The 23,490-nt window shown below is 65.1% G+C and carries 22 protein-coding genes; 17 read left to right on the top strand and 5 right to left on the bottom strand.

The genetic code is table 11. The annotated features are described in order from the left end of the window. Window positions 1-163 precede the first annotated feature (163 nt). Window positions 164-1,981 (top strand): translational GTPase TypA, encoded by a 1,818-nt coding sequence (typA, locus tag ACAty_RS01660; protein WP_004870339.1) that lies wholly within the window; start codon window positions 164-166, stop codon window positions 1,979-1,981. Window positions 1,982-1,996: 15 nt separating this feature from the next. Here typA and ACAty_RS01665 read toward each other — a convergent pair whose 3' ends face one another. Next, entirely contained in the window at window positions 1,997-2,602 is a 606-nt protein-coding gene (locus ACAty_RS01665; protein ID WP_004870341.1) for a class I SAM-dependent methyltransferase, read from the bottom strand. Between the two features lie 11 nt (window positions 2,603-2,613). After that, window positions 2,614-2,997, bottom strand: a complete 384-nt coding sequence (gene apaG / locus ACAty_RS01670) for a Co2+/Mg2+ efflux protein ApaG (protein ID WP_004870342.1) — start codon at window positions 2,995-2,997, stop codon at window positions 2,614-2,616. A 160-nt stretch (window positions 2,998-3,157) separates the two neighbouring features. On the opposite strand from apaG, the gene ACAty_RS01675 reads away from it, so the two are divergent. Next, complete coding sequence (locus ACAty_RS01675; protein WP_004870345.1) at window positions 3,158-3,964, top strand: DNA-formamidopyrimidine glycosylase family protein; 807 nt, start codon at window positions 3,158-3,160, stop codon at window positions 3,962-3,964. A gap of 42 nt (window positions 3,965-4,006) precedes the next feature. Here the strand turns inward: ACAty_RS01675 and ACAty_RS01680 are convergent, their stop codons facing one another. Further along, entirely contained in the window at window positions 4,007-4,456 is a 450-nt protein-coding gene (locus tag ACAty_RS01680; protein WP_004870347.1) for a rhodanese-like domain-containing protein, read from the bottom strand. A gap of 199 nt (window positions 4,457-4,655) precedes the next feature. On the opposite strand from ACAty_RS01680, the gene glnA reads away from it, so the two are divergent. The 5 genes from glnA (at window position 4,656) to rpoS (ending at window position 9,222) form a co-directional block, all read left to right on the top strand. Beyond that, entirely contained in the window at window positions 4,656-6,071 is a 1,416-nt protein-coding gene (glnA, locus tag ACAty_RS01685; RefSeq protein WP_004870349.1) for a glutamate--ammonia ligase, read from the top strand. Window positions 6,072-6,217: 146 nt separating this feature from the next. Further along, window positions 6,218-6,745 carry a DUF4124 domain-containing protein gene (locus ACAty_RS01690; protein ID WP_004870351.1) on the top strand — a complete coding sequence of 176 codons (528 nt, stop codon included), beginning with the start codon at window positions 6,218-6,220 and terminating at the stop codon, window positions 6,743-6,745. Window positions 6,746-6,848: 103 nt separating this feature from the next. Further along, window positions 6,849-7,607: a 5'/3'-nucleotidase SurE gene (gene surE, locus ACAty_RS01695; protein ID WP_004870352.1), complete on the top strand. Its 759-nt coding sequence runs from the start codon at window positions 6,849-6,851 to the stop codon at window positions 7,605-7,607. Between the two features lie 14 nt (window positions 7,608-7,621). Then, window positions 7,622-8,281 carry a protein-L-isoaspartate(D-aspartate) O-methyltransferase gene (locus ACAty_RS01700; protein WP_226047748.1) on the top strand — a complete coding sequence of 220 codons (660 nt, stop codon included), beginning with the start codon at window positions 7,622-7,624 and terminating at the stop codon, window positions 8,279-8,281. Next, a complete protein-coding gene (rpoS, locus tag ACAty_RS01705; RefSeq protein ID WP_187288662.1) occupies window positions 8,281-9,222 on the top strand; it encodes an RNA polymerase sigma factor RpoS in 942 nt (313 codons plus the stop codon). The genes ACAty_RS01700 and rpoS overlap by 1 nt, the downstream gene beginning before the upstream one ends. A gap of 10 nt (window positions 9,223-9,232) precedes the next feature. Here rpoS and ACAty_RS01710 read toward each other — a convergent pair whose 3' ends face one another. Then, entirely contained in the window at window positions 9,233-9,610 is a 378-nt protein-coding gene (locus ACAty_RS01710) for an Mth938-like domain-containing protein (RefSeq protein WP_004870358.1), read from the bottom strand. A gap of 91 nt (window positions 9,611-9,701) precedes the next feature. Between ACAty_RS01710 and alaC the strand changes: the two genes are divergently transcribed. The 9 genes from alaC to ACAty_RS01755 all read left to right on the top strand — a co-directional run bounded on the left by alaC (window position 9,702) and on the right by ACAty_RS01755 (window position 20,724). After that, the gene (gene alaC, locus ACAty_RS01715) at window positions 9,702-10,883 is read left to right on the top strand and encodes an alanine transaminase (protein WP_004870360.1); all 1,182 of its coding nucleotides are present in this window, start codon (window positions 9,702-9,704) and stop codon (window positions 10,881-10,883) included. Continuing rightward, complete coding sequence (locus tag ACAty_RS01720) at window positions 10,884-12,209, top strand: homoserine dehydrogenase (protein WP_004870362.1); 1,326 nt, start codon at window positions 10,884-10,886, stop codon at window positions 12,207-12,209. A gap of 45 nt (window positions 12,210-12,254) precedes the next feature. Next, window positions 12,255-13,385, top strand: a complete 1,131-nt coding sequence (thrC, locus tag ACAty_RS01725) for a threonine synthase (protein ID WP_004870364.1) — start codon at window positions 12,255-12,257, stop codon at window positions 13,383-13,385. Then, window positions 13,385-14,344, top strand: a complete 960-nt coding sequence (locus ACAty_RS01730; RefSeq protein ID WP_004870365.1) for a hypothetical protein — start codon at window positions 13,385-13,387, stop codon at window positions 14,342-14,344. The genes thrC and ACAty_RS01730 overlap by 1 nt, the downstream gene beginning before the upstream one ends. Next, window positions 14,341-16,074, top strand: a complete 1,734-nt coding sequence (gene recJ, locus ACAty_RS01735; protein WP_004870367.1) for a single-stranded-DNA-specific exonuclease RecJ — start codon at window positions 14,341-14,343, stop codon at window positions 16,072-16,074. Before ACAty_RS01730 ends, recJ begins: the two co-directional genes overlap by 4 nt. Then, a protein-coding gene (prfB, locus tag ACAty_RS01740) for a peptide chain release factor 2 (protein WP_153801795.1) occupies window positions 16,058-17,156 on the top strand; the annotation gives its coding sequence in 2 pieces (ribosomal slippage) (window positions 16,058-16,132 and window positions 16,134-17,156; 1,098 coding nt in all). The genes recJ and prfB overlap by 17 nt, the downstream gene beginning before the upstream one ends. 94 nt (window positions 17,157-17,250) lie before the next feature. Further along, on the top strand, window positions 17,251-18,738 hold the full coding sequence (gene lysS, locus ACAty_RS01745) for a lysine--tRNA ligase (protein ID WP_004870372.1): 1,488 nt from the start codon (window positions 17,251-17,253) through the stop codon (window positions 18,736-18,738). Beyond that, a complete protein-coding gene (locus tag ACAty_RS01750) occupies window positions 18,735-19,979 on the top strand; it encodes a lipoprotein-releasing ABC transporter permease subunit (protein ID WP_004870374.1) in 1,245 nt (414 codons plus the stop codon). Before lysS ends, ACAty_RS01750 begins: the two co-directional genes overlap by 4 nt. Next, window positions 19,972-20,724 (top strand): ABC transporter ATP-binding protein, encoded by a 753-nt coding sequence (locus ACAty_RS01755; RefSeq protein WP_004870376.1) that lies wholly within the window; start codon window positions 19,972-19,974, stop codon window positions 20,722-20,724. The genes ACAty_RS01750 and ACAty_RS01755 overlap by 8 nt, the downstream gene beginning before the upstream one ends. On the opposite strand, the gene ACAty_RS01760 is transcribed toward ACAty_RS01755, so the two are convergent. Next, the gene (locus ACAty_RS01760; protein WP_004870377.1) at window positions 20,709-21,272 is read right to left on the bottom strand and encodes a DUF2062 domain-containing protein; all 564 of its coding nucleotides are present in this window, start codon (window positions 21,270-21,272) and stop codon (window positions 20,709-20,711) included. The genes ACAty_RS01755 and ACAty_RS01760 overlap by 16 nt on opposite strands. Window positions 21,273-21,343: 71 nt before the next feature. On the opposite strand from ACAty_RS01760, the gene ACAty_RS01765 reads away from it, so the two are divergent. Next, on the top strand, window positions 21,344-23,452 hold the full coding sequence (locus ACAty_RS01765) for a ComEC/Rec2 family competence protein (RefSeq protein ID WP_004870379.1): 2,109 nt from the start codon (window positions 21,344-21,346) through the stop codon (window positions 23,450-23,452). Window positions 23,453-23,490 lie beyond the last annotated feature (38 nt).

Here is a 23,490-nt window from a genome sequence, read left to right on the forward strand (position 1 = left end):
TTTGACGGCGCCATGTGCGAGCCGTGCCGCGCTCATCGGACCGCCGTGCGTTCTGCGGTGACACGCCCGCGGCATTTGCTTTTCGGGGACCAAATCGCTATAAGGGAGCCCGTCGTCGGGCGAAGCCCGAGCTCCCGCCATTCCCGTAACCGTGAGGACATTCGTGCCGCGCTCCATCCGTAATATCGCCATCATCGCCCACGTTGACCATGGCAAGACCACCCTGGTGGATCAGCTCCTGCGCCAGTCCGGTACCTTTGCCGCCCACCAGCAGTTGGAGGAGCGGGTGATGGACAGCAACGCGCTGGAGAAGGAGCGTGGCATCACCATCATGGCGAAGAATACCGCCGTGCAGTGGGGCGATACCCACATCAACATCGTCGACACGCCGGGGCACGCGGATTTTGGTGCCGAGGTGGAGCGTGTGCTGGGTATGGTCGACGGCGTGCTGCTGCTGGTGGATGCCGTGGAGGGTCCGATGCCGCAGACCCGCTTCGTTACCCGTAAGGCCCTGGAGCTGGGACTGAAGCCCATCGTGGTCATCAACAAGATCGACCGTCCCGGCGCCCGTCCCGACTACGTCATCAGCGCTACCCTAGACCTCTTCGACCGCCTGGGGGCGACGGAGGAGCAGCTGGATTTCCCGGTGATCTACGCCTCTGGCCTGCAGGGCTACGCGGGCCACGACGACAGCATCCGCGAGGGCGACATGCGTCCCCTCTTTGAGATGATCCTGGAAAAGGTGGCCCCGCCGGCGGGCGATCCCAGCGCACCGTTGCAGATGCAGATTGCCGATCTCGATTATTCCAGTTACGTCGGGCGCATCGCCGTGGGCCGCATCCGCCAGGGAACCATGCGGCCGGGCCAGGACGTGGTGATGATTCACGGCTCCGAGCAGAAACAGACCAAGGCGCGGATCCTGCAGGTACTGGGTTTCGACGGTCTCAAGCGGGTCCCCTGGGAGGAGGCGGTGGCGGGGGACATCGTCGCCGTCACCGGCATCGACGAGCCCTCCATCGGTGCCACCATCGCCGACCCACAGCATCCCAAGGCCTTGCCCTGGAAGCCCATCGACGAGCCGACCCTCAACATGACCTTTCAGGTCAATACCAGTCCCTTTGCCGGGCGCGAAGGCAAATTCGTCACCAGCCGTCAGCTGCGCGAGCGCCTGTACAAGGAGCTCCTGACCAACGTGGCCTTGCGCGTGGAGGATACGGACAACGCCGATGTGTTCCTCGTTTCAGGCCGCGGCGAGCTCCACCTCACGGTGCTGGTGGAGAACATGCGTCGCGAGGGCTACGAGCTGGCGGTGTCGCGGCCGCGGGTCATCCAGCGTCAGGTGGATGGCGTCTGGGAAGAGCCCTACGAAGCCCTGACCATCGATGTGGAGGAGGAACACCAGGGTGCCATCATGGAGCGTCTTGGCACACGGCGTGGCGAACTGCAGGACATGCAGCCCGACGGGCGCGGCCGGGTACGCTTGGAATACCGTATTCCCGCCCGAGGACTCATTGGCTTTCACACGGAATTCATGACGGCCACCTCCGGTACCGGTGTCATCAGCCACATCTTCGACGGTTACGGGCCGGTAAAGGGGGCCATTCCCGCTCGCATCAATGGCGTGCTGATTTCTGCGGAGGAAGGCGAGGCCGTGGGCTATGCCCTGTTCAACCTGCAGGATCGTGGGCGGCTTTTCATCGGCCCCGGCGACAAGGTCTATGAGGGTATGGTGATCGGTATCCACAGCCGCGACAACGATCTCGTGGTCAATCCCCTCAAGGAAAAGAAACTGACCAACATGCGCGCTTCGGGTTCGGACGAGAACATCCTGCTGACTCCGCCCATCCGCATGTCGCTGGAGGCGGCGGTGGAGTTCATTGCCGATGACGAACTGGTGGAAGTCACGCCGCAGTCCATCCGCATCCGCAAGCGCTACCTCAGTGAGAACGAGCGCAAGAAGGCGGCCCGCAGCGGCAGCTGAGGCCCTGTCCCGCCCTCAGACGGAGGCCGTTTTGCGCAGTCGGATGAGGCGAAACCAGCCGCCGAGGGCGGCTGGGCTGTCGCTGATGAGCACAAGGCTCGGTTCCTGCGCCAGGATATCCTCGAAGACCAGATCGGTATGTGTCGCCAAGGCTGCGGACAGGGGTGCTATGGCCCGGCGCAGCCAGGCCCGTTCACCCGGACGCAGAAACTTGTCCAGCAGACGTATCTCACCTCCTGGACGCAGCACGCGCACCACTTCCGCCAGGGCTTTGCGGGCATCCGGCACCACCGCCAGAATCAGGTGCAGGACCACGAGATCGACGCTCTGGTCGGCCAGGGGCAGAGCCTCGGCATCCGCCTCCACCAGCCAGACAGCCTGACCCCGTCCCTGTGCCCGGCGCAGCATGGCGCGGCTCAGGTCGATTCCCAGAACCTCTCTCCCCGCCGGCAGGTAGGGCAGATCCAGTCCGGTACCAATGCCATCGATGAGGATGCGCCGGGCATCCTCCGGCAGTTCCGTGAGGCTTTGCCGCCGCAGTGGACCGGAAAAGCCACTCACGGCCCTGTCGTAGATGGGAGCCCAGACTCCGTAGGCGCGGCGCAGGCTGGAGCGACTCACGCTGGCAGAAGTCAGTGAAAGACGGTGGCGACGGCAAGTCGGAAGGGCGGTATGGGGCTCTCGAAACGCTCGCCGCTGGCGCTCACCCAGCCGTAACTGCCGTGCATGCTGCCCACGGCCGTGGGCAGGACCGTCCCGCTGGTGTAACGGAAGCGCTCGCCGGGTTTCAGGGTCGGCTGTTCACCCACTACCCCGGGTCCCTTGACTTCCTGCACGCGTCCCTCGGCATCGGTGATGACCCAGTGGCGGTCCAGCAACTGCGCCGTCTCCGGCCCCAGGTTATCGATGGTGATCTGGTAGGCAAAGACATAATGCTGGGCGTCGGGGTCGGATTGTTCCGGAATGTAGCGTGTCTCCACCGCGATCTGGATCTCCGTGGGCGGATGGTCGGGCATGTGGCCTCCTGCTCGGCAGTGCGACAAAGTTTCAGTCTAGACTTCCCGGTGTGGGCTGCCAAGGGCGCCGATGGCAACGCGCGGACCACAGAGCACCTGGACTTTGGAAAGCGGGACGCAGGCGCTACACTGGGCCGCGAACTGGGTGCACGAGGTCACTATGGCAGAATTACCAGAAATAGAACTGTTCCGGCAGAAGCTGCGACGCAACGTGCTGCACAAGCGACTCGGGCTCGTGCAGATGCGCAACGGCAAGGGCGAGATCCAGGACGACGGTGCCGGCCTTGCCAGTGATGCGCTCAAGGGGCGGGAGATTACCGACCTCTACCGCTATGGTCAGTATCTCTTTTGGGAGCTGGACGGTCGAGAAATCCTGGTGCTGCAACTGGGGGGTGAGCTCAGCGTGGAGGTGGAGCGCGGCGCGCCAACCCCCGCCGAAGGCGGTGATGAGCCCCGCGCACAGCTGGAGATCCAGATCAACGCCCACATGCGCCTGCGTTTGCAGGGTACGCAACTGGGTAACCGACTGCGGCTGCTGGACGAGAGCTCCGATGTGGATTTTCTGACAAAGCTGGGGCCGGATCCCTTGCTGCTTCCGGATGGTGCCCGCAGTCACCTGCGCGAGGCCCTGGCTCGGCGGCGCAGCGCCCTGCGTAACGTCCTCCTGGACGATGCCTTCCTCCCGGGGCTTGGTCCCGTCTGGGCCGATGAGATTCTGTTCCAGGCGGGTCTGCGCCCGGATCGAACCGTGCCGACGCTCACTGAGGAGGAGCGTGAACGCCTGCTGGAGCAGATCGCCAGGGTCATCGAGCGGGCCTTGCGTTCCCAGGCCAAGGTGCCGCTTTTGCCCAAAACCTTCCTCACCCGACACCGTGAAGATGGCCATTGTCCGGGCTGTGGCGGAGCACTGGAGACCCTGAGCGTGGGCGGGCGCAACGCGCTGTTCTGCCCCGCCTGCCAGCACTGATCCCAGGGGCTGAACGGCCGATGGGCAGTCGGTCGCCTTCCTTTATTTATGCTTCCAGGGTAGGCCGCTGGCCTTCCAACCCTCTATCTTGCCTCGTTGGCCGCTGGCATCGGGCTTGCCCTCCATACCGCCAAGGATATTGAAGCAGTGTTGGTAGCCCTGCTCCGCCAGATGTTCTGCTGCCGCTAGAGAGCGACCCCCGGTGCGGCAGAGCAGGAGCAGAAATTCGTCCGGCTGGGCAACGCGGCGGATTTCCTCATCAAAGTGTGGGTTGGGGGTCATGCCGGGATAGAGCTGCCAGGGCACGTGGCAACAGCCCTCGATGAAGCCGGCAAAGTCCAGCTCCGGGTGGGAGCGGACATCCACGAGTTTGGCCTTGGGGTGTTCACGCAGGAGCTGATGGGCCTCTTCCGGGGTCAGATCGCCCGCGTGCTTCTTGCCGGCTGCCCGAGCCCTCTCGGCAGCGCGTTCTAGGATGTTCTGGTGCGTCATGATGATGCCTCGTTTCAAACCAATATAGATACGCCAGTGTAGCACGCTGTGGGGATCTGGAGTGCGGCCTGTAGAGACGCTATGATAGCCCGATTACGTGGACCGAATTTGCCAGGTCCACGTCTGGGCTATGGCGCCGGCGGGGATTGTCGTTGCGGCTGTGGGATCTAGGTCGATGGGGTTTTGTGAGGAGAAGACGATGGGATACCGTCCCAAGGACGTAATCAAGCTGATTGAAGAAAAGGATGTGAAGTTCATCGATTTCCGTTTTGTGGACACCAAGGGCAAGGAGCAGCACGTATCCGTGCCGGCCCACACCATCGACGAGAAAACCTTCGCCGAGGGCAAGATGTTCGACGGCTCCTCCATCACCGGCTGGAAGGGTATCGATGCCTCCGACATGATCCTCCTGCCCGATGCCGATACCGCCGTCCTCGATCCCTTCACCGATGAGACCACCCTCAACCTGCGTTGCGATGTGGTGGAGCCCGCCACGGGTCAGGGCTACGAGCGCTGCCCGCGCTCTCTGGCCAAGCGCGCCGAGGCCTACCTCGCCAGCACCGGCATCGCCGACAGCGCCCTGTTCGGCCCCGAGAACGAGTTCTTCGTCTTCGACTCCGTCACCTGGAAGATCGACATGAGCGGCTGCTCCTACCGGGTCGATGCCGAAGAGGCCGCCTGGAACTCGGGCAAGGAGTACGAGTCGGGCAACATGGGGCACCGTCCCGGCGTCAAGGGTGGCTACTTCCCCGTGCCGCCCGTGGACTCCGCCCAGGATCTGCGCTCGGCCATGTGCCTGGCGCTGGAAGAGATGGGGCTCACCGTCGAGGTCCACCACCACGAAGTGGCTACCGCCGGCCAGCACGAGATCGGTGTGGGTGCCAATACCCTCACCAAGAAGGCCGATGAGGTGCTGATCCTCAAGTACGTGGTCCACAACGTTGCCGCTGCCTACGGTCAGACGGCCACCTTCATGCCCAAGCCCATCGTCGGCGACAACGGCAGCGGCATGCACGTCCACCAGTCCCTGAGCAAGGACGGCAAGAACCTCTTTGCCGGCGATCTCTACGGTGGATTGTCGGAGACGGCACTCTACTACATCGGCGGCATCATCAAGCACGCCAAGGCCCTGAACGCCCTGACCAACCCCAGCACCAACAGCTACAAGCGTCTGGTGCCCCACTTCGAGGCCCCGGTGCTCTTGGCCTACTCGGCCCGCAACCGTTCGGCCTCCATCCGCATCCCCTACGTCACCAACCCCAAGGGTCGGCGCATCGAGGTGCGCTTCCCCGACTCCACGGCCAATCCTTACCTCGCCTTTGCCGCCATGCTCATGGCCGGGCTCGATGGCATCCAGAACAAGATCCACCCCGGTGAGGCCATGGACAAGAATCTCTACGACCTGCCGCCGGAAGAGGAAAAGCAGATTCCCCACGTGGCCTCTTCCCTGGAGGAAGCCCTGCGCGCCCTGGAAGCCGATCACGAGTTCCTGATGAGGGGCAACGTCTTCAGCCAGAGCTGGCTCGAGGGCTACCTGGATGTGAAATGGGCAGAGGTCCAGGCCATGCGCATGACCACCCATCCGCTGGAATTCCAGATGTATTACAGCCTGTGATCACGGTTCTTGTCGGACTTTCCACGCCCCCGCCAGTTGGTGGGGGCTTTTTGTCGGGCGGGGCGTCCTTGACAGTCGTGCCTGCGCACAGCTAATTAGTTGCAGGGTTTTTGGAGCGGCGACGAGTGTCGATGGGAGGAGTCGGTATGCGCGTTTCGCAGGTCTGGAAGAGCACGGTGCACTGGCTGCCGGGTGCGGCGGTCGGGCTTGGTCTGCTGGCGATGCCCATCGCCTCGACGCAGGCTGCCATTTATCGCTGGGTGGGACCGGACGGCGTCGTCACCTACGGCGGCAATCCCCCGGCCAATGCGCGTCACGTGGAGACCATATCTGGCGCACCGGAGGCTTCCGTCAGTACGCCGGTGACGGCGGCGCCGGCAAGTCCGCCGCCGACGCGCCCTGTGCCGGTGGCTCCGGCGGAATCGGCTCCCGTCGAGAACATGGCGCAAAAGCAACTGGAAGCACAGTTGGCCGCGGCGCGCGTGGCACTCATCAACGCCACCGAGGCCTACGAAAAGGGTAAGGCGGAGCGGACGGGTAATGAGCGTAACTACGCCCGCTATCTGGACAAGGTAGAGCATCTGAAGGAAAACATGGACGCGGCCAGACTGCGCGTCCTGTTGCTGGAACACCAATTGGAAACGCAAGGCAAGGGAGCGACTCCCGTACCTTGATCTGGACCGGCGGGCGTCGCTGGACTACCATTGGGCCCGCGACGCAGCAGATTGCACCCTGCTGCGAGTCGTCTCCTGCCGCCAAACTCCCAGGGAGGTCCAGATGCCGCGGATTCTGCTGAGTAACGATGACGGTTACCTGGCGCCTGGTCTCGCGGCACTGGCCAAGGCCCTGGAACCCCTGGGCGAGGTGCAGGTCGTGGCACCGGAACAGGATCGCAGCGGCGCCAGCAATTCCCTGACCCTGGATCGGCCCCTGCGGGTGCGTACCGGTCTCAACGGCTTTCTCTACCTCGTCGGCGGAACGCCCACGGACTGCGTCCACCTCGCCGCGACGGGCATCCTTCCCGAGGTGCCGGACATGGTGGTCTCCGGAATCAATCGCGGTGCCAACATGGGCGACGATGTACTTTACTCCGGTACGGTAGCGGCGGCCATGGAGGGCCGTTTCCTCGGTCTGCCGGCCATTGCCGTCTCCTTGGTAGGCCGAGACCCCGAGCATTACGACAGTGCAGCACGGGTGGCTGCCGATCTGGTCCGCGGGCTGCTCAGCAACCCCTTGCCCGCCGATACCATCCTCAACGTCAACGTGCCGGATCTGCCCTACGCGCAATTGCGGGGACGGGAGGTGACCCGTCTGGGGCGGCGACACAAGAGCGAGTGGGTAATCCCAGCGGCGGACCCGCGCGGCGAGCCCGTTTACTGGATCGGGCCCTCGGGTCGCGAGGCCGACGCCGGCCCCGGCACCGATTTCGATGCCGTGCGCCGCGGTTACGTCTCCATCACTCCGCTGGATCTGGATATGACCCGGTACCGGTTTCTGGAGAGTCTTTCGGAGTGGCTGCAATGCTGTCCCATGTGAGCCCGGAGGTGGGTATGATTTCCCCGCGCACGCGGGCACGGATGGTGGCGCGGCTGCAAGACGAGGGCATCGCCGACGAGCGTGTGCTGGCCGCCATGGCGCAGTTGCCGCGCCACCTCTTCGTGGCAGAGGCCCTGTCGAGCCGAGCCTACGAGCCGGTCTCCCTGCCCATCGGCTTCGGTCAGACCATCTCCCAGCCCCTGGTGGTGGCACGGATGCTGGAGGTACTGCTGCAGGAGGCATCCCCCCACCGGGTCCTGGAAATCGGTACGGGCTCGGGTTACCACTGCGCGCTATTGGCCATGCTGGGGATGGAGGTGTTCAGTATCGAGCGCATCGAAGCCCTGCAACGGCGGGCGGCGGCGACCCTTGCCAGACTCTCCCTCGAGGTGCATCTGCGCCACGGGGACGGAGCCTTGGGCTGGCCGGAACGGGCGCCCTTCGATGCCATCGTTTTCACGGCAGCGGTGCCCTGCGCCCTGCCGCCGCTCTTTGCCCAGCTGCGTCCCGGCGGTGTATTGCTGATGCCTGTGGTGGAGAATGGCCGGCAGCGGCTGCGTCTGCGCCGCTGGGATGGGTCGCGGGTGGAGGAGCAGGATCTCGGTCCCTGTCACTTCGTGCCCTTGTTGGCAGGAACGGTATCGGTGTCGCAGGAGGATACGACGTGGATCTGATGGCGGATACGCAGGAAATCGACGATGGCGAAGCCAATCCGGTGGAGGTCGAGGAAGTCGAAGGCGCTTTGGACGAAGCGGAGTCCGTGGCTCCTGGCGAAGCGGACTTGGACTGGGATGCCACGCGGATCTACCTGCAGGAGATTGGTCACAATCCCCTCCTCACCGCCGAAGAAGAGATCTACTATGGCCGTCTGGTGCAGCAGGGCGATGTCCGCGCCCGCACCCGCATGATCGAGTGCAATCTGCGCCTCGTGGTCCGGGTGGCCCGGCGTTATCTGCATCGGGGCATGCCACTGCTGGACCTCATCGAAGAAGGCAACCTTGGCCTGATCCGCGCCGTGGAAAAATTCGACCCCGAAAGGGGTTTTCGTTTTTCTACCTATGCCACCTGGTGGATTCGCCAGAACATCGAGCGGGCGCTCATGAATCAGACCCGTACCATACGCCTGCCGGTCCACGTCATGAAGGAGCTGGCGGTGGTGCTGCGCGCTGCGCGCTGCCTGGAGCAAGAATTGCGCCGTGAGCCCAGCGTCGATGAGGTGGCAGCGGCGCTCGATCGGCCCGTGGATCAGGTGCGCGGCTGTCTGGAGATGGACGGGCGGGTAACCAGCCTCGACAACTCGGGGCAGCGCGATCAGGGGCGTGATCTCAATGAGGTATTGAGCGATGCGGAGGCGCAGGGGCCCGAGGCCATGGTCGCCGCGCAGAACCTGGCGGTGCGCCTGCAGAGCTGGCTGGCTGGTCTCAGTGAAAAGCACCGCCTGGTGTTGTCCTGGCGTTTTGGTTTGGATGGCGGGGACGGCGCTACCCTGGAAGAGGTGGGGACGCGTCTTGGCATCACCCGCGAGCGGGTACGCCAGATACAGGTGGAGGCCTTGCTGATCCTGCGGCGGCGCATCGAAGCCGAGGGCCTGGATACGCACAACCTCTTTGCCTGAGGTGGTGAGTTCAGCGCGCGCTGGGGTGCAGGAGCGCGGCTACCACCCGACGATCCTCAGCGAGGAGGACATTGTAGGTTCGGCAGGCGGCGCCCGTGTCCATGATTTCCAGGGCGAGGCCCAAGCGACGCAGATCGCCCAGGGCGGGTAGGAGCAGATGCTGACGTTGACCGGTGCCGACCACGACGACTTCGGGTGCCAGGGCGGCGATGCCGGCAAAATCCTCGGCCACGAGTTCCGCGGCCGTGGCTGGCCCCCAGGGGCTCTCCAGGGAGTGTGCGGTCACCAGAATCCCGCCGCCGTGGCGTCGACCCTGAATCACGAAGCCGGCGTCGTCGTAGAGCTGTATCTGGTTTTGGCCAGAATCTTGCTGACGGTGGAGTTTCATCACCCTTTCCTTACACAGATTGACACCGTGGTGGACCCCCTCTATTGTTCTTCGATTTACGTTTTGCCCACAAGCCCAAGGTCCAGCGTCCATGAACAGCGATTTCGAGCGGATTCGCCGCCTCCCTCCCTACGTCTTCAACATCGTTACGGATCTCAAGCTGCAGGCCCGCAAGCGGGGCGAAGACATCATCGACTTTGGTATGGGCAACCCCGATCAACCGACACCGCAGTTCATCGTCGACAAGCTCTGTGAGACGGCCCAGCGTGGTGACACCCACCGTTACAGTGTTTCCCGCGGCATACCGCGGCTGCGGCGGGCCATCGCCACCTGGTACGGGCAGCGCTATGGTGTGGATATCGATCCGGAATCCGAGGCCATCGTCACCATCGGTTCCAAGGAGGGCCTGGCCCATTTGGCGCTGGCCACCATGGGGCCTGGCGATACGGTTTTGGTGCCCAGTCCCACCTACCCCATTCATCCCTATGGCTTCGTCATCGCGGGTGCCGATGTGCGCCACGTGCCCATGCTGCCGGGGCTGGATTTCTTCGAGGAACTGGAAAAGGCGATCAAGGCCGCCTGGCCCAAGCCGAAGATGCTGGTGATCAATTTTCCGCACAACCCGACGGCGACGGTGGTAGAGCCGGATTTCTTTGCCCGCATCGTCGAATTTGCCAAAGAGCATCGGATCTGGGTGGTGCACGATCTGGCCTATGCCGACATCGTCTTCGATGGCTACCGTGCCCCCAGTTTTCTCCAGACCCCGGGGGCCAAGGACGTTGGCGTGGAGTTCTTTACCCTGTCCAAGAGCTACAACATGCCCGGCTGGCGGGTGGGTTTCGCGGCGGGCAACCCCAAGCTCATCGGCGCTCTGGCACGCATCAAGAGTTACTTGGACTACGGTACCTTCACGCCCATCCAGGTGGCGTCCATTGCTGCCCTGGAGGGGCCGCAGGACTGCGTCGAGGATATCCGCAGGGTCTATGAGCAGCGTCGCGACGTCCTCTGCGATGGTCTCAACAGCGCCGGCTGGACGGTGGAGCGACCCAGGGCGACCATGTTTGTCTGGGCGCCCATACCGGAGACCTGGCGCGACAAGGGCTCGCTGGAGTTCGCCAAGATGCTGTTGGAGCGGGCCAAGGTGGCCGTGAGTCCCGGTATCGGCTTTGGCGAGCTGGGCGATGGCTACGTGCGCTTTGGTCTGGTCGAGAACGAGCAGCGCACGCGTCAGGCCATTCGCGGCATCAAACACCTGTTTCGGGAGGGCTGGTAAATGGCGTTGGATACCGCCCCGGTGCGCGTTGGCATCCTGGGCATGGGGACGGTTGGGCAGGGCACGGTGCGCGTTCTGCAGCGCAATGCCGACGAAATTCGCCGGCGGGTGGGACGGGAGCTGCGGATCTGTCACGCGGCGGTGCGCAAGCCCGAGCGTCTGCACGGTCTGGAGTTGGATGCCCGCGTCAGCGCCGATCCTTGGGCGGTAGTACGCGATCCCGACATCGACGTGGTCGTCGAGGTCATGGGCGGCATCGATCCCGCCCGCGCGCTGACTCTAGCGGCCCTGGAGAGCGGCAAGCACGTGGTGACCGCCAACAAGGCGCTGCTGGCCTTGCACGGCAACGAGATCTTTGCGGCGGCCCAGGCGCGCGGGCTAATGGTGGCCTTCGAGGCGGCGGTGGCCGGTGCCATTCCCATTGTCAAGACCATCCGCGAGGGCCTTGCCGGTAATCGTATCCAGTCCCTCATGGGCATCATCAACGGCACCAGCAACTACATACTGACGCAGATGTATCGGGAGTCCTGGGATTTCGAGCGGGCGCTCGCAGCCGCTCAGGAGCTCGGTTACGCCGAGGCGGACCCAAGCCTCGATGTGGACGGTGGTGACGCGGCGCACAAGATCACCCTCATGGCCTCGGTGGCCTTTGGCATCCCGGTGGATTTTGCCCACTGTCACGTCGAAGGCATCCGCCACCTGCAGCGACAGGACGTGGCCTTTGCAGCGGAGTTGGGTTACCGCATCAAGCTCCTGGGTATTACCCGGCGGTGTGACGACGGGGTGGAGTTGCGGGTGCACCCCACCCTCATTCCCGCCAGCCACCTCCTTGCCAGCGTCGAGGGTCCCTTCAACGCCATTCTGGTGCATAGCGATGCAGCCGGACAGAGTATCTGCTACGGTCGTGGTGCCGGTGGCGACCCCACGGCCAGTGCCGTGGTCGCCGATCTGGTGGATGTCGCCCGCACCATGACTGCCGACCCCAGCAATCGGGTACCGCACCTCGCCTTTCAGGCCGATGCCCTCACTGCTTTGCCCCTGCTGCCCATGGCCGCCGTGGAGAGCGCCTATTACCTGCGCATCGAAGCCGCAAACCGGCCCGGCGTACTGGCGCAGGTTGCGGCGGTACTGGCCGCCCATGGGGTGTCCATCGAGGCCCTCATCCAACGCGAGCGCCTTGGCGCCGAGACGGTGCCCATCGTCCTGGTGCTGCACCGCTGCCGCGAGGCGGACCTCGATGCCGCCCTGGCGCAGATGGCGCAGTTGCCGGTGATCGGTGGTGAGGTCCTGCGTCTGCGCATAGAAAACATCGATCAGCAAGGCTAGAACCGTCTTTTTACTGTCTCGTTACCACGCTCTGGATGCGTTCCCATGACTCGATATACCGGCATCATCGACCGTTACCGACCCTATCTACCCCTGGCCCCAGAGACCGAGGCCGTAAGCCTCTGTGAGGGCAACACGCCGCTCATCGAGTGCCAGCACCTACCAAAGGTTCTGGGACTCGAGCTGCGCCTCTTTCTGAAGTTCGAGGGGCTCAATCCCACGGGTTCCTTCAAGGATCGCGGTATGACCATGGCCGTGACCAAGGCGCGTGAGCAGGGTAGCGAGATGATCATCTGCGCCTCCACGGGCAATACCTCGGCGGCGGCAGCGGCCTACGCCGCACGCGCTGGCATGCGCGCCTTCGTGGTCATCCCGGAGGGCAAGATCGCCTTGGGCAAGCTGTCCCAGGCCATGATGCACGGTGCCCTGGTGTTACAGATCCGTGGCAACTTCGATGCCGGTATGCGTATCGTCCAGGAGGTGGCGCAGACCGAACCCATCACCCTGGTGAATTCCGTCAACCCCTACCGCTTGCAGGGGCAGAAGACCGCCGCCTATGAGATCATCGAGGCACTGGGGGGTGCTCCCGACTACCACGCGCTGCCCGTGGGCAACGCCGGCAATATCACCGCCCACTGGATGGGGTACTGTGAGGCGAGCGACCGTCGTGCCGATCCCGCCCAGAGCCTTACGGAAGCCTGTAAATTCTGCGACGGACAGTGTCCCTACGGCCACGGTGGTCCTGGCAAGCGCCCGAAGATGCTGGGCTTTCAGGCCGCTGGCAGCGCCCCCTTCATGGCTGGGGAGTTTATTCGTGAGCCCGAGACCATCGCTACGGCCATTCGCATCGGTCACCCCATGTCCTGGCATCAGGCCCACGCCGTGGTTCGCGAGAGCGGCGGTTGGTTTGCCGCCCACAGCGATGCGGAGATCCTCGAGGCGCAGCGCTGGCTGGCGCAGCACGAGGGGGTCTTCTGTGAACCGGCCTCTGCTACCTCCGTTGCCGGGGTCGTCGCGGCCGCCCGCGCGGGCAAGATCGAGGCGGGGGCGAGGGTGGTCTGTACCCTTACGGGCCACGGTCTGAAGGATCCGGACGTGGCCATCGCCCAGGGCGGCAAGGTGCACACGGTGGACGCCGATCTGGACGCCGTGCAGCGAGCCATACTCCGGGATTGATGACGCCCACCTCCAGCGTCTGGCTCAGCGGCTTGCACGGACTGCCGGACGAGGTGGGTGGCTCGCTTCTGCCGCGCCTCTGGGCACAGGGTAAGCGCCGACTCCTGCCAGCAGGGGACGAACTGGAGCTCATGGGGCGCCTGCTGGGGCTTGCCGGGCCCCTGCCTGCAGCTGCCCTGCTGGCCACCGCCGAGGGCATTTCCTGTGGCGATCACTGGGTGTGGGCCCTGGAGCCCGTGCGCATAGGTGGCGGTGCTGGACGGGCCTTGCTGCAGGCCGGTGAGATCCTTTCCGAAGGGGAGCACGAGGCGCTCTTTGCCGCAGCCCGGGAGTACACCCAGGGGTCTTCCTGGCAACTGGCGCGCGGTCGAGAGCGCTGGTATCTCCTCAGTCCGGAGCCTTTGCCCTTGCACAGCCAGCCCCTGTCCCAGGTGCTGGGACGGGAACTGCAGCAGGGGAATCTATCGGGACCGCAGTCGGGCCAGTGGCGCCGCACCCTGGACGAATTGCAGATGATCCTGGCGGCTCACCCCGTCAACCGCCGACGTGAGCTGCAGGGCCTCGAGCCCTGGAACTACTTTTGGCCCTGGGGTGGGGGTTGCCTGCCTGCCATCCCCGAGGATCCGGCGGTGCGGGGGATCTTTTCAGCGCGGCCGGAGCTGCGGGCCGCAGCCCAGTATTTCGGCGTGGAATTCGCGCACCAACCGCAGCGGGGATCGGCGACCCCCTGGTTGTGGGAGTATCCCGGATCCTGGCGCTTTATGGAGACGGCCGCAGACTTCGAGCAGCGCAGCGCCGAGCTTTTGCGACGCGGTAGTGGCCAGCCCCTGAACCTCTACTCTGGCCTGCTCCCGAGTGGTGGGGTGGAGCGCTGCTCCTGGCACCGGCAACAAGGCTGGGCATTTTGGCGACGACGGCGCTGGCCCGATGGTACGGCCCGGCCGGGAGGCTGGACGTGAGCCGGTGGCAGCAGCGGCCCCTGCTTGCCCCAGAAATCCTTGCTGAGGCCAAACGCGTGGCGCTGGATCCGGTGCTCGCTCGCCTCTACGCCGCGCGCGCCGTGCGCGAAACACGGCAGTTGCGGCTCGATGTGGAGCAGCTGAGTCCCGGTGAGGGGGATCAGGGCCTCCTGGGACTGGGTGCGGCGGCGGAGCTCCTGGCGGACGCCGTGCGGCAGCAGCGCGTGGTCTGCATCGTCGGCGATTACGACTGCGATGGCGCCACGGCCACGGCCCTCCTCCATGAAGCCCTCAGTCTCTGTGGTGCCCGTGCCCTGCGTTATGTCGTGCCCGATCGTTTTCGCTGGGGTTACGGCCTGACCCCGGAACTGGTGGCACAGCTCCCCGCCGATACGGAGATCGTGGTGACCGTGGACAACGGTATCACCAGTGTCGATGGCGTGGCCGCAGCCAAGGCCCGCAACCTGCAGGTGATCATCACCGATCACCACCTCCCGGGCGCCGTTCTGCCGGCCGCCGACGCCATTGTCAATCCGCGCCAACCCGGTTGTCCCTTCCCCTGGAAAAGCAGCTCGGGGGTGGCCGTGGCCTTTTACCTGGCGGCAGCCGTGCGCCGGCGCCTGCTGGATCGCGGCTATCTCGGCGCAGGTGCGCCGCACTTTGGCCAGCTCTGGGATCTGGTGGCCCTGGGTACGGTGGCCGACGTGGTGGCTTTGGAACACAACAACCGTATTCTCGTGCAGCAGGGCCTCAAGCGTCTGCGCAGTGGGCGGGCGCGCCCCGGCCTTGCGGCCCTGCTCGAGTGCGCCGGTGTCGAACCGGCCGCCGTGACAGCGGCCACCCTGGGTTTTACCCTGGCGCCGCGGATCAACGCGGCGGGGCGTCTCGAGGACATGGGCCTGGGCATCCGCCTGCTGCTCAGCCAGGATCGTGCCGAAGCCGCGGAACTCGCCCGTACCCTGGACGAGCTCAACCGCCAGCGACGTGCCATCGAAACGCAGATGAGCGAAGCGGCGCAGCAAATCGTGGACGATCTGCCGGACTGCGGGCATAATCTTGGCCTTTGTGTTTTTCAGCCGGAATGGCATGCCGGGGTCATCGGCATCGTCGCCGGTCGATTGCGGGAACGCTACCACCGCCCGGCCATTGCCTTCGCGCCGGTGGGCGATGGTTTTCTGCAGGGCTCCGGCAGGTCCATAGCGGGTCTGCATCTGCGCGACAGTCTGGCCGACTGTGTCGCGCGCGCCCCGCACCTCCTGGAACGGTTCGGCGGGCATGCGGCGGCGGCGGGCCTGCGCCTGCGCCGTGCGCATCTGGACGAGTTCGTGGCGCTGTGGAACACCGTTCTGGCGGAGCGTCTCACGACCGAGGATCTGGAGGAGAGCGTCTTCCACGACGGACCGCTGGAGAGTTCCAGCCTGGACCTCGAGTTGGCCCGGCGTCTGGAGGCGGCGGGGCCTTGGGGTAATGGTTTCCCGGAACCCCTTTTTTGGGGACGGTTTCGTATTTGCGAGCGCAAGGCCTTGCCCGGTGGCCATTGGCGTCTACATCTGGACGATGGTGCCGGGCGCCGTTTCGAGGCGATCCGCTTTCGCAGCCCCGAACTACCGCCCGGCCCCTGGGTGGAGGCCCTCTACGTTCCGGAGGTCAATCGGTATGCTGGTACGGAGCGCCTGCAGCTGCGCCTGCACGCTCTGCGTAATGGAGAGGAAAATGGCAGAACTCAATGAAATAAAAGCCCTTCTGCAGGATCTGGAGACCCGTGTCCAGGGTCTTAGGGGGTATCTTTGACCTGCCGGGAAAAGCAGCCCGACTGGAAGAAGTACAGCTAGAGAGCGAGGATCCCAAACTCTGGGAGGACCCCGAACGCGCCCAGGCCTTGGAGCGAGAGCGCACCCAGCTGGAGGCCGTTGTCCGGCCGTTGCAGGAACTCGATCAGAAACTGCGGGATAGCGCCGAGATGGTGGAACTGGCGGTGGCGGAGCAGGATGAGGCGCTGCTGGAAGCCGTTGCCGGGGATCTCGAGGCTGCCCGGGCGACCGTGGAAAAGCTGGAGTTTCAGCGCATGTTTTCCGGTCCGCAGGACGGCGCCGACGCCTTTGTGGATATCCAGGCGGGGGCGGGCGGAACGGAGGCCCAGGACTGGGCCAACATGCTCCTGCGCATGTACCTGCACTGGTGCGAGGCGCGCGGTTTCAGCACGGAGCTCGTGGAGGTCTCGGAGGGTGAGGTGGCGGGCATCAAGTCCGCCAGTCTGCACGTGCGCGGCGATCATGCCTTCGGCTGGCTGCGTACGGAAACGGGTGTGCACCGCCTGGTGCGCAAATCTCCCTTCGATTCCGGCAACCGCCGCCACACGAGCTTCGCCAGTGTGTTCGTCTACCCGGAGATCGACGACAGTTTCGAGATCGAGATCAACCCGGCGGATCTCAAGGTGGATACCTACCGCGCCAGTGGTGCCGGCGGCCAGCACGTCAACAAGACCGATTCGGCCGTGCGCCTGACGCACATCCCCACGGGTATCGTGGTGGCCTGTCAGACCGACCGCTCGCAACACAAGAACCGGGCGGAGGCCATGCGCATGCTGCGTTCCAAGCTTTATGAGCTGGAGATGCAAAAGCGCAATGCCGAAAAACAAGCCCTGGAAGATACCAAGAGCGACATCGGCTGGGGACATCAGATTCGCTCCTATGTCCTCGACCAGTCGCGCATCAAGGATCTGCGCACTGGGGTGGAAGTGGGCGATACGCAGCGGGTGCTGGACGGCGACCTCGATGGCTTCGTGGAGGCCGCCCTGAAGGCTGGCCTCTGATGCAACGGGCACTGGACCCGGGCGGCCGCGGCTACCGACGGCCGCGGTGGCGTGCGACAATGGCCTTTGGGTCTCGATAAGGCAAGGACAGGTAGTGGACCAGGAACTCAACGACCAGATGCAGGTGCGGCGCCACAAGCTCGAGCGTTGGCGCGAGCAGGGTGCGGCCTATCCCAACGGGTTCCGGCGCGATGCCGAAGCGGCGGAGTTGCACCGGCGCTACGACCAGAGCGATGCCGCGGAACTCGATGCCCAGGCGGTACAGGCGCACCTGGGCGGACGCCTCATGAGCCGGCGCATCATGGGCAAGGCGAGTTTTGCCGACCTACAGGATGGGAGCGGCCGCTTGCAGCTTTTCTTCAGCCGCGACGAATTGGGCGAAGACGCCTACGCCCAGTTCAAGGAGCTGGATCTGGGCGACGTCATCGGTGTCGGCGGGCAGCTCTTTCGAACCAAGACGGGCGAGCTCTCCCTGCGGGTGGCATCCTTTACCTTGCTGGCCAAGGCTCTGCGGCCCCTGCCCGAAAAATGGCATGGCCTCAGCGATCCGGAGACCCGCTTTCGCCAGCGCTATGTGGACCTCATCGTCACCGAGTCGACGCGGCGGACCTTCCGGATTCGCAGCCAGACCGTGGCGGCGCTGCGCGCCGTACTCAGCAACGACGGCTTCATCGAGGTGGAGACGCCCATGATGCAGCCCATCCCCGGTGGTGCGACGGCGCGTCCTTTCATTACCCACCACCACGCCCTGGACATGACCTTGTACCTGCGCATCGCCCCGGAGCTTTATCTCAAGCGCCTGGTGGTGGGCGGTTTCGAGCGGGTTTTCGAGATCAACCGCAACTTTCGTAACGAGGGCGTGTCCACCCGGCACAACCCCGAATTCACCATGCTCGAGTGGTACGAGGCCTATGCCGACTACACCATGGCCATGGACCGTTGCGAGACCCTCATCCGCGCCGCTGCCCAGGCGGCTCTGGGCAGTACCGATATCCACTATCAGGGGCTTGCCATCCATCTCGGTGAGCCCTTCGCGCGCCTTGGCGTGGCCGAAGCGGTGCGACGTTACCATCCGGATCTGGCGCACAAAAACCTGCGCGATGCGGGTATCCTCGGCGACAAGCTGCGTGAACTGGGCCACCCCTGTCCCGCGGACTGGGGCTGGGGCAAGCGCCTTGTGGAACTCTTTGAAAAAACCGTGGAACCTCGCCTCGAGCAACCCACTTTCATCACCGAATACCCTCTGGAAGTAAGCCCCTTGGCCCGGCGCTGCAGTGCGGATCCCGAACTGACGGACCGTTTCGAGCTCTTCATTGCCGGGCGGGAACTGGCCAATGGGTTCTCGGAGCTCAACGATCCCGACGATCAGGCGGCCCGTTTCCGTGCCCAGGTGGCGGCCAAGGAGGCGGGAGACGAAGAGGCCATGTTCTTCGACGCCGACTACATCCGCGCCCTGGAGTACGGCATGCCGCCCACGGCGGGAGTTGGCCTGGGTGTGGACCGTCTGGTCATGCTCCTGGCGGATCAACCCAGTATCCGGGAGGTCATCCTCTTTCCGCATCTGCGGCCGGAGCAGACGTGACGCCCTACGAACTCTGGATCGGACTGCGCTACACCCGCGCCAAGCGGCGCAATCACTTCATTTCCTTCATCACCGGGACGGCCATCCTGGGCATGGTCATAGGCGTTGCCGCCCTCATAGCCGTCATGGCGGTCATGAATGGTTTCGATCACACCCTGCGCTCGCGTATCCTGGCGGTGACCTCCGATATCATCATCCAGGGCAATGGTGTGCCCGTTCTGGACTGGCCCGTGGCGGTCCGACGCCTGCAGCGCCTGCCCGGTGTCACGGGGGTGGCGCCCTACGTGCAGGCCCAGGCCATGCTCTCCCACGACGGTCTCGTCAGTGGCGCGGTGGTGGAGGGCATCGATCCGGAGCTGGAGGGGCGGGTGAACCGTCTGGGTGCCGACATGAAAGCCGGGAGTCTCGATGCCCTGCACACCCGGGACTGGGGGATCGTTCTCGGGCGCGCCCTGGCGCGACAGCTGGGCGTAGGAGTCGGTGGCAAGGTGACCCTGATCTCGCCCCAGGGTGGGGTGACGCCTCTGGGGGTAACGCCGCGACTGCGTCAGTTCACGGTGGTGGGGCTTTTCTCCGTGGGCATCTATGCCTACGACAGCGGCATGGCCTACATTTCCCTCAAGGATGCCCAGCGCCTCTACGGCTTAGATCAGGGCGTTACCGGACTGCGCATGCAGATCAAGGATCCCTTTGCTGCCCCTGCCTTTGCCAAGGATCTGCAGACCCGCCTCGGGCCCGCTTTTTACGTGCAGGACTGGACCCAGACCCATGAGAACTTTTTCAAGGCCCTGGGTATGGAGAAGATCGTGATGTTCGTGATCCTCTCCCTCATCATTGCCGTAGCGGCCTTCAATATCGTGGCCACCCTGGTCATGGTGGTGACGGACAAGGAGGCGGACATCGCCATTTTGCGCACCCTGGGGGTGCGGCCGCGCAGCATTCAGTTCATCTTCATGATCCAGGGGGCCGTGATCGGCCTGTTTGGGACGGCCCTGGGCGTTGCCGGCGGGGTCCTGCTGGCCCTCAATATCCCCACGCTGGTGCCGGCCATCGAACATTTCTTTCACGTCCAGTTCCTCTCGCCGGAGGTCTACTCCATCAGCCAGCTGCCCTCCCGTCTGGAGGCGCGCGACGTCATCCACGTCGCCCTGGCAGCCCTGCTCATGAGCTGGCTGGCGACCCTGTACCCCTCCTGGCGCGCGGCGCGGGTAGATCCGGCGGAGGCACTGCGCTATGAGTGAGGCGCCGGTACTGGCGGTGGAGCATCTGCGGCACGGCTACACCCTGGGACGGTCGCGTCTGGAGGTGCTGCGCGACATCGAGCTGCGGGTGACGGCGGGAGAGCGGCTGGCCATTGTCGGCGCCTCGGGTCAGGGCAAGAGCACGCTCATGCACGTCATGGGCAGCCTCGAACGACCGACGGCGGGGCGGGTGCGCATCCTGGGCGAGGACGTCTACGCGCTCTCCGAGGCCAAGCGCTCTGCCCTGCGCAATCGGTACATCGGCTTTGTCTACCAGTTGCATCGTCTGCTGCCCGAGTTCACCGCCCTCGAAAATGTCCTGATGCCGCTGCTGGTACGGCGGGAACGGCGGCGCCGAGTCGAGCCCTGGGCGCGGGAGCTGCTGGAGCGGGTGGGGCTGGCCGAGCGCCTGCAGCACAAACCCGGCATGCTCTCGGGCGGCGAGCGCCAGCGCGTGGCCCTGGCTCGGGCCCTGGTCAACCGCCCGGCGCTGCTCCTGGCCGATGAGCCCACGGGCAATCTCGACAGTGCCTCGGCAGAACGCGTCCACCGCCTGATGCTCGAACTCAATGCCGAGCTGGGTACGGCCTTGGTCGTCGTCACCCACGAACCAGCCCTTGCGGCCCGTATGGAACGGGTGCTGCACCTGCGCGATGGTCGTCTGGAGGGTGGCGCCGGCGACGGCGACGCACCAGCAGCGCGTGCGCCGGAAGCCCCAGAGGCCGGGAATCAGGGGGTGGGCTGACGGCGTCGCCGTCGCCGCACGACCCGCACGGTAACCCAGAAACGCCAGCCGATGCGCACCCCCCAATAGACCGTGAGGGACAGCAGGGTCCCCAGGATCACACTGCCAACCCAGGTGATGAGATAGGCGTGCCATAGGCGGTTGCCCATGGTCGCCAGATGCACGTGACCATGGACGAGGCGCTGGATATCCGCATAATGGATGGTTAAGGCGGGGGCCATGTCCATCCGCCGCAGCAGAGCGTAACCCACCTGATAGGCCGCATAGAAGAAAGGCACGATGGTGAAGGGGCCGGTCACCACGAAGGGCATGAGCACGGCGATGGGAATATAGGCGCGCCGCCACAGACACAGGACCAGTATGGTAGCAACGTGGCCGAAGTAGGGTAGGGCACCGATGAAGGTACCGATGGCGGCCCCCCGGGCGACGTTGCGGCGATGGAGCTGCCAGTAGGCACTGCGCGCCAGATAATGGGTGAAGCGCCCCAGTGGGCGCCGTCGCAGGATTTCCTCACGGCGAGGCAGGCGAAGAAATGCAGGCAGGCGCAAGTGTGATCCAGTCGTCGCAGAGAGGGCCTAGTGTACGCGCTGGATGGCCCTGGGCCAAAACCTGGCCGGGCATGTTGGCGGTGAGCCTCGCCATCCTCACCGGTGTCGCGGCCTTTCAGCTGTGGCGCAGCCTGCCACCGCTGGTACCGGCATTCCTGCTTTTCGGGATCGGCCTGGTTCTTGCCTGGCGCTGGCGTCCGGCGCTTCTCCTCAGCATCGCGGCGGCGGCCTTTCTGTGGAGCGGCGTCCAGGCCCTGGAGCGACTGGAGCAGGTGCTGCCGGCGGGGAAGGAGCTGGAAATCCGCGGCCGGATCGACGGTTTTCCGCAGCTGCAGCAGCGCGAGTATCGTTTTCGTCTGGCCCCTTCGGAAATTCGCCTCGACGGTCGGCCACTGGCCCATCCCCCGGCGCTCCTGGAGCTGCACGGCGCCTTGCCGGAGCCGCCCGTTCCGGCTCAGGCCTGGCGCCTTTTGGTGCGCACGGAATCCCTCGCGAGCCTGCGCCAGAGCCCGTATCTGGATCTTGCCCGACAGCGCTTCTGGGATGGTGTGCAGGGCACCGGCAAGATCCTCCACGCCGAGCTTTCCCCACCGTCCTCCGGGTCGCCCCTGGATCTCCTCGCCCGGCTGCGGCAGACCATCCTCGAGCGCAGCAATGCCGCCCTCAGCCGCAGCCGTGCCGGTTACGTTCAGGCGCTCAGCATCGGTCTCGGGAACCAGATCCCCGCCGAGGTCTGGCAATGGTACCGCGATACCGGGACCGCCCATCTGTTGGTGATATCCGGATCCCACGTCGCGGTGGTGACGGGCATGTGGGTCCTGCTCTGGCGCTTTCTGTGGCGACGCACCCCGTGGTGCGCCCGTTGGCCGGCGCAGCAGGTGGCCATCCTTGCGGGCATCCCCATGGCCTGGGTCTACGCCTTCATAGCCGGCATGCAGACACCGGGGGAGCGGGCGGCCTGGATGATCACGGCGGCGGCCACAGCGGCCCTGCTGGGCAGGCGGCACAGCGCCTGGGCCGGGCTCGCCGCCGCCATCGCCGCCATGGTGCTGGCCAACCCGGGCAACGTGGTCGATCTGGGTTTCTGGCTGTCCATCCTCGCCGTGAGTGTCCTGTTGCTCATCGGCTTCGAAGAGGGCAACTGGCGGCGGCAGCTGCAGAGTCAATGGACCATTTCCGTCGTCCTGCTACCCCTCATCGCCGCCCTGTTCGGCATGGTGTCGCTCATCTCACCCCTGGCCAACATCCTCGTGATTCCTCTGGTGGAAGTGGTGGCCGTGCCTCTGACCCTGCTCGGCGCACTGTTTGCCCTGTTCGACTGGGAGTGGCTATATCGGGTGATCTTTCGCCTGGTGGCGGTGGAGATGGAAGGGGTGTCGGCGCTGCTGCATGCCCTGTTGCAGATTCCCTGGGCGCGGGTGTCCACGGGGCAGGGGCGTTACTGGGCCATAGCGGCCGCAACCCTCGCCTTTGCCACCTTTTTGCTGCCACCGCGCTGGCCGCACCGCTGGGTCGGGCTTTTGGGCTTCATCCCCCTCCTGGTTCCGAGCCCCGCGGCAGAGGATCTGCAACTCGAGGAAATCCCGGCGGGCAGCGGCATGGCCATTTTCTGGCAACAGGGTCGCCAAAGCGGTCTGTACACGGCCAATCTCTGGGACAAGGAGAGCCAGCGGGCGGCGGCTGCCGGCATCGACGCCCGCCTCCAGCGTGCGGGCATCGCGCGTCTTGGTCTGTGGGTGCGCGGCGATCTGTCCAGCCCCAGCAAGAAGCCGCCGGCGGCACGGATCTTTCTGCCACCGGGGACGCGGGATGCTTCGCTGGCGGATGCGGTTGTCGACCATTGTCTCCCGGATCGGGCGCCGCCGGACCTGCGCTTCTGGCAAGCGGCGCCGATCCAGCCCTGTATCCTCGCCTTACCGCGACCGGCACAGGTGCTCATCCTGGGTGACATGGACGAGGCCGCCAGCGAGCGTCTCCTGCATCGCAAGAACCTGCGGGGTCTGCGCGTGATTCTGGCGCCGGCTACCCTGAGCGCCTGGCAGCGCCAAGGGATCGAGGGAGCGGCCCCGCGCAGTAGCATCCATTATCTTGGCGAGGGTGGGAGCACGCTCTGGAGTTACGGCCATGGGCGTCTGGCCCTCGCGAGCAGCAAGCCGCGTGCCTATTGGCAAATTCCGTAAACAAAAAAGTGCGGACTCGCCTCGCGACGCGCGGGCAA

It is taken from the genome of Acidithiobacillus caldus ATCC 51756 (assembly GCF_000175575.2).
GTDB lineage: Bacteria > Pseudomonadota > Gammaproteobacteria > Acidithiobacillales > Acidithiobacillaceae > Acidithiobacillus_A > Acidithiobacillus_A caldus.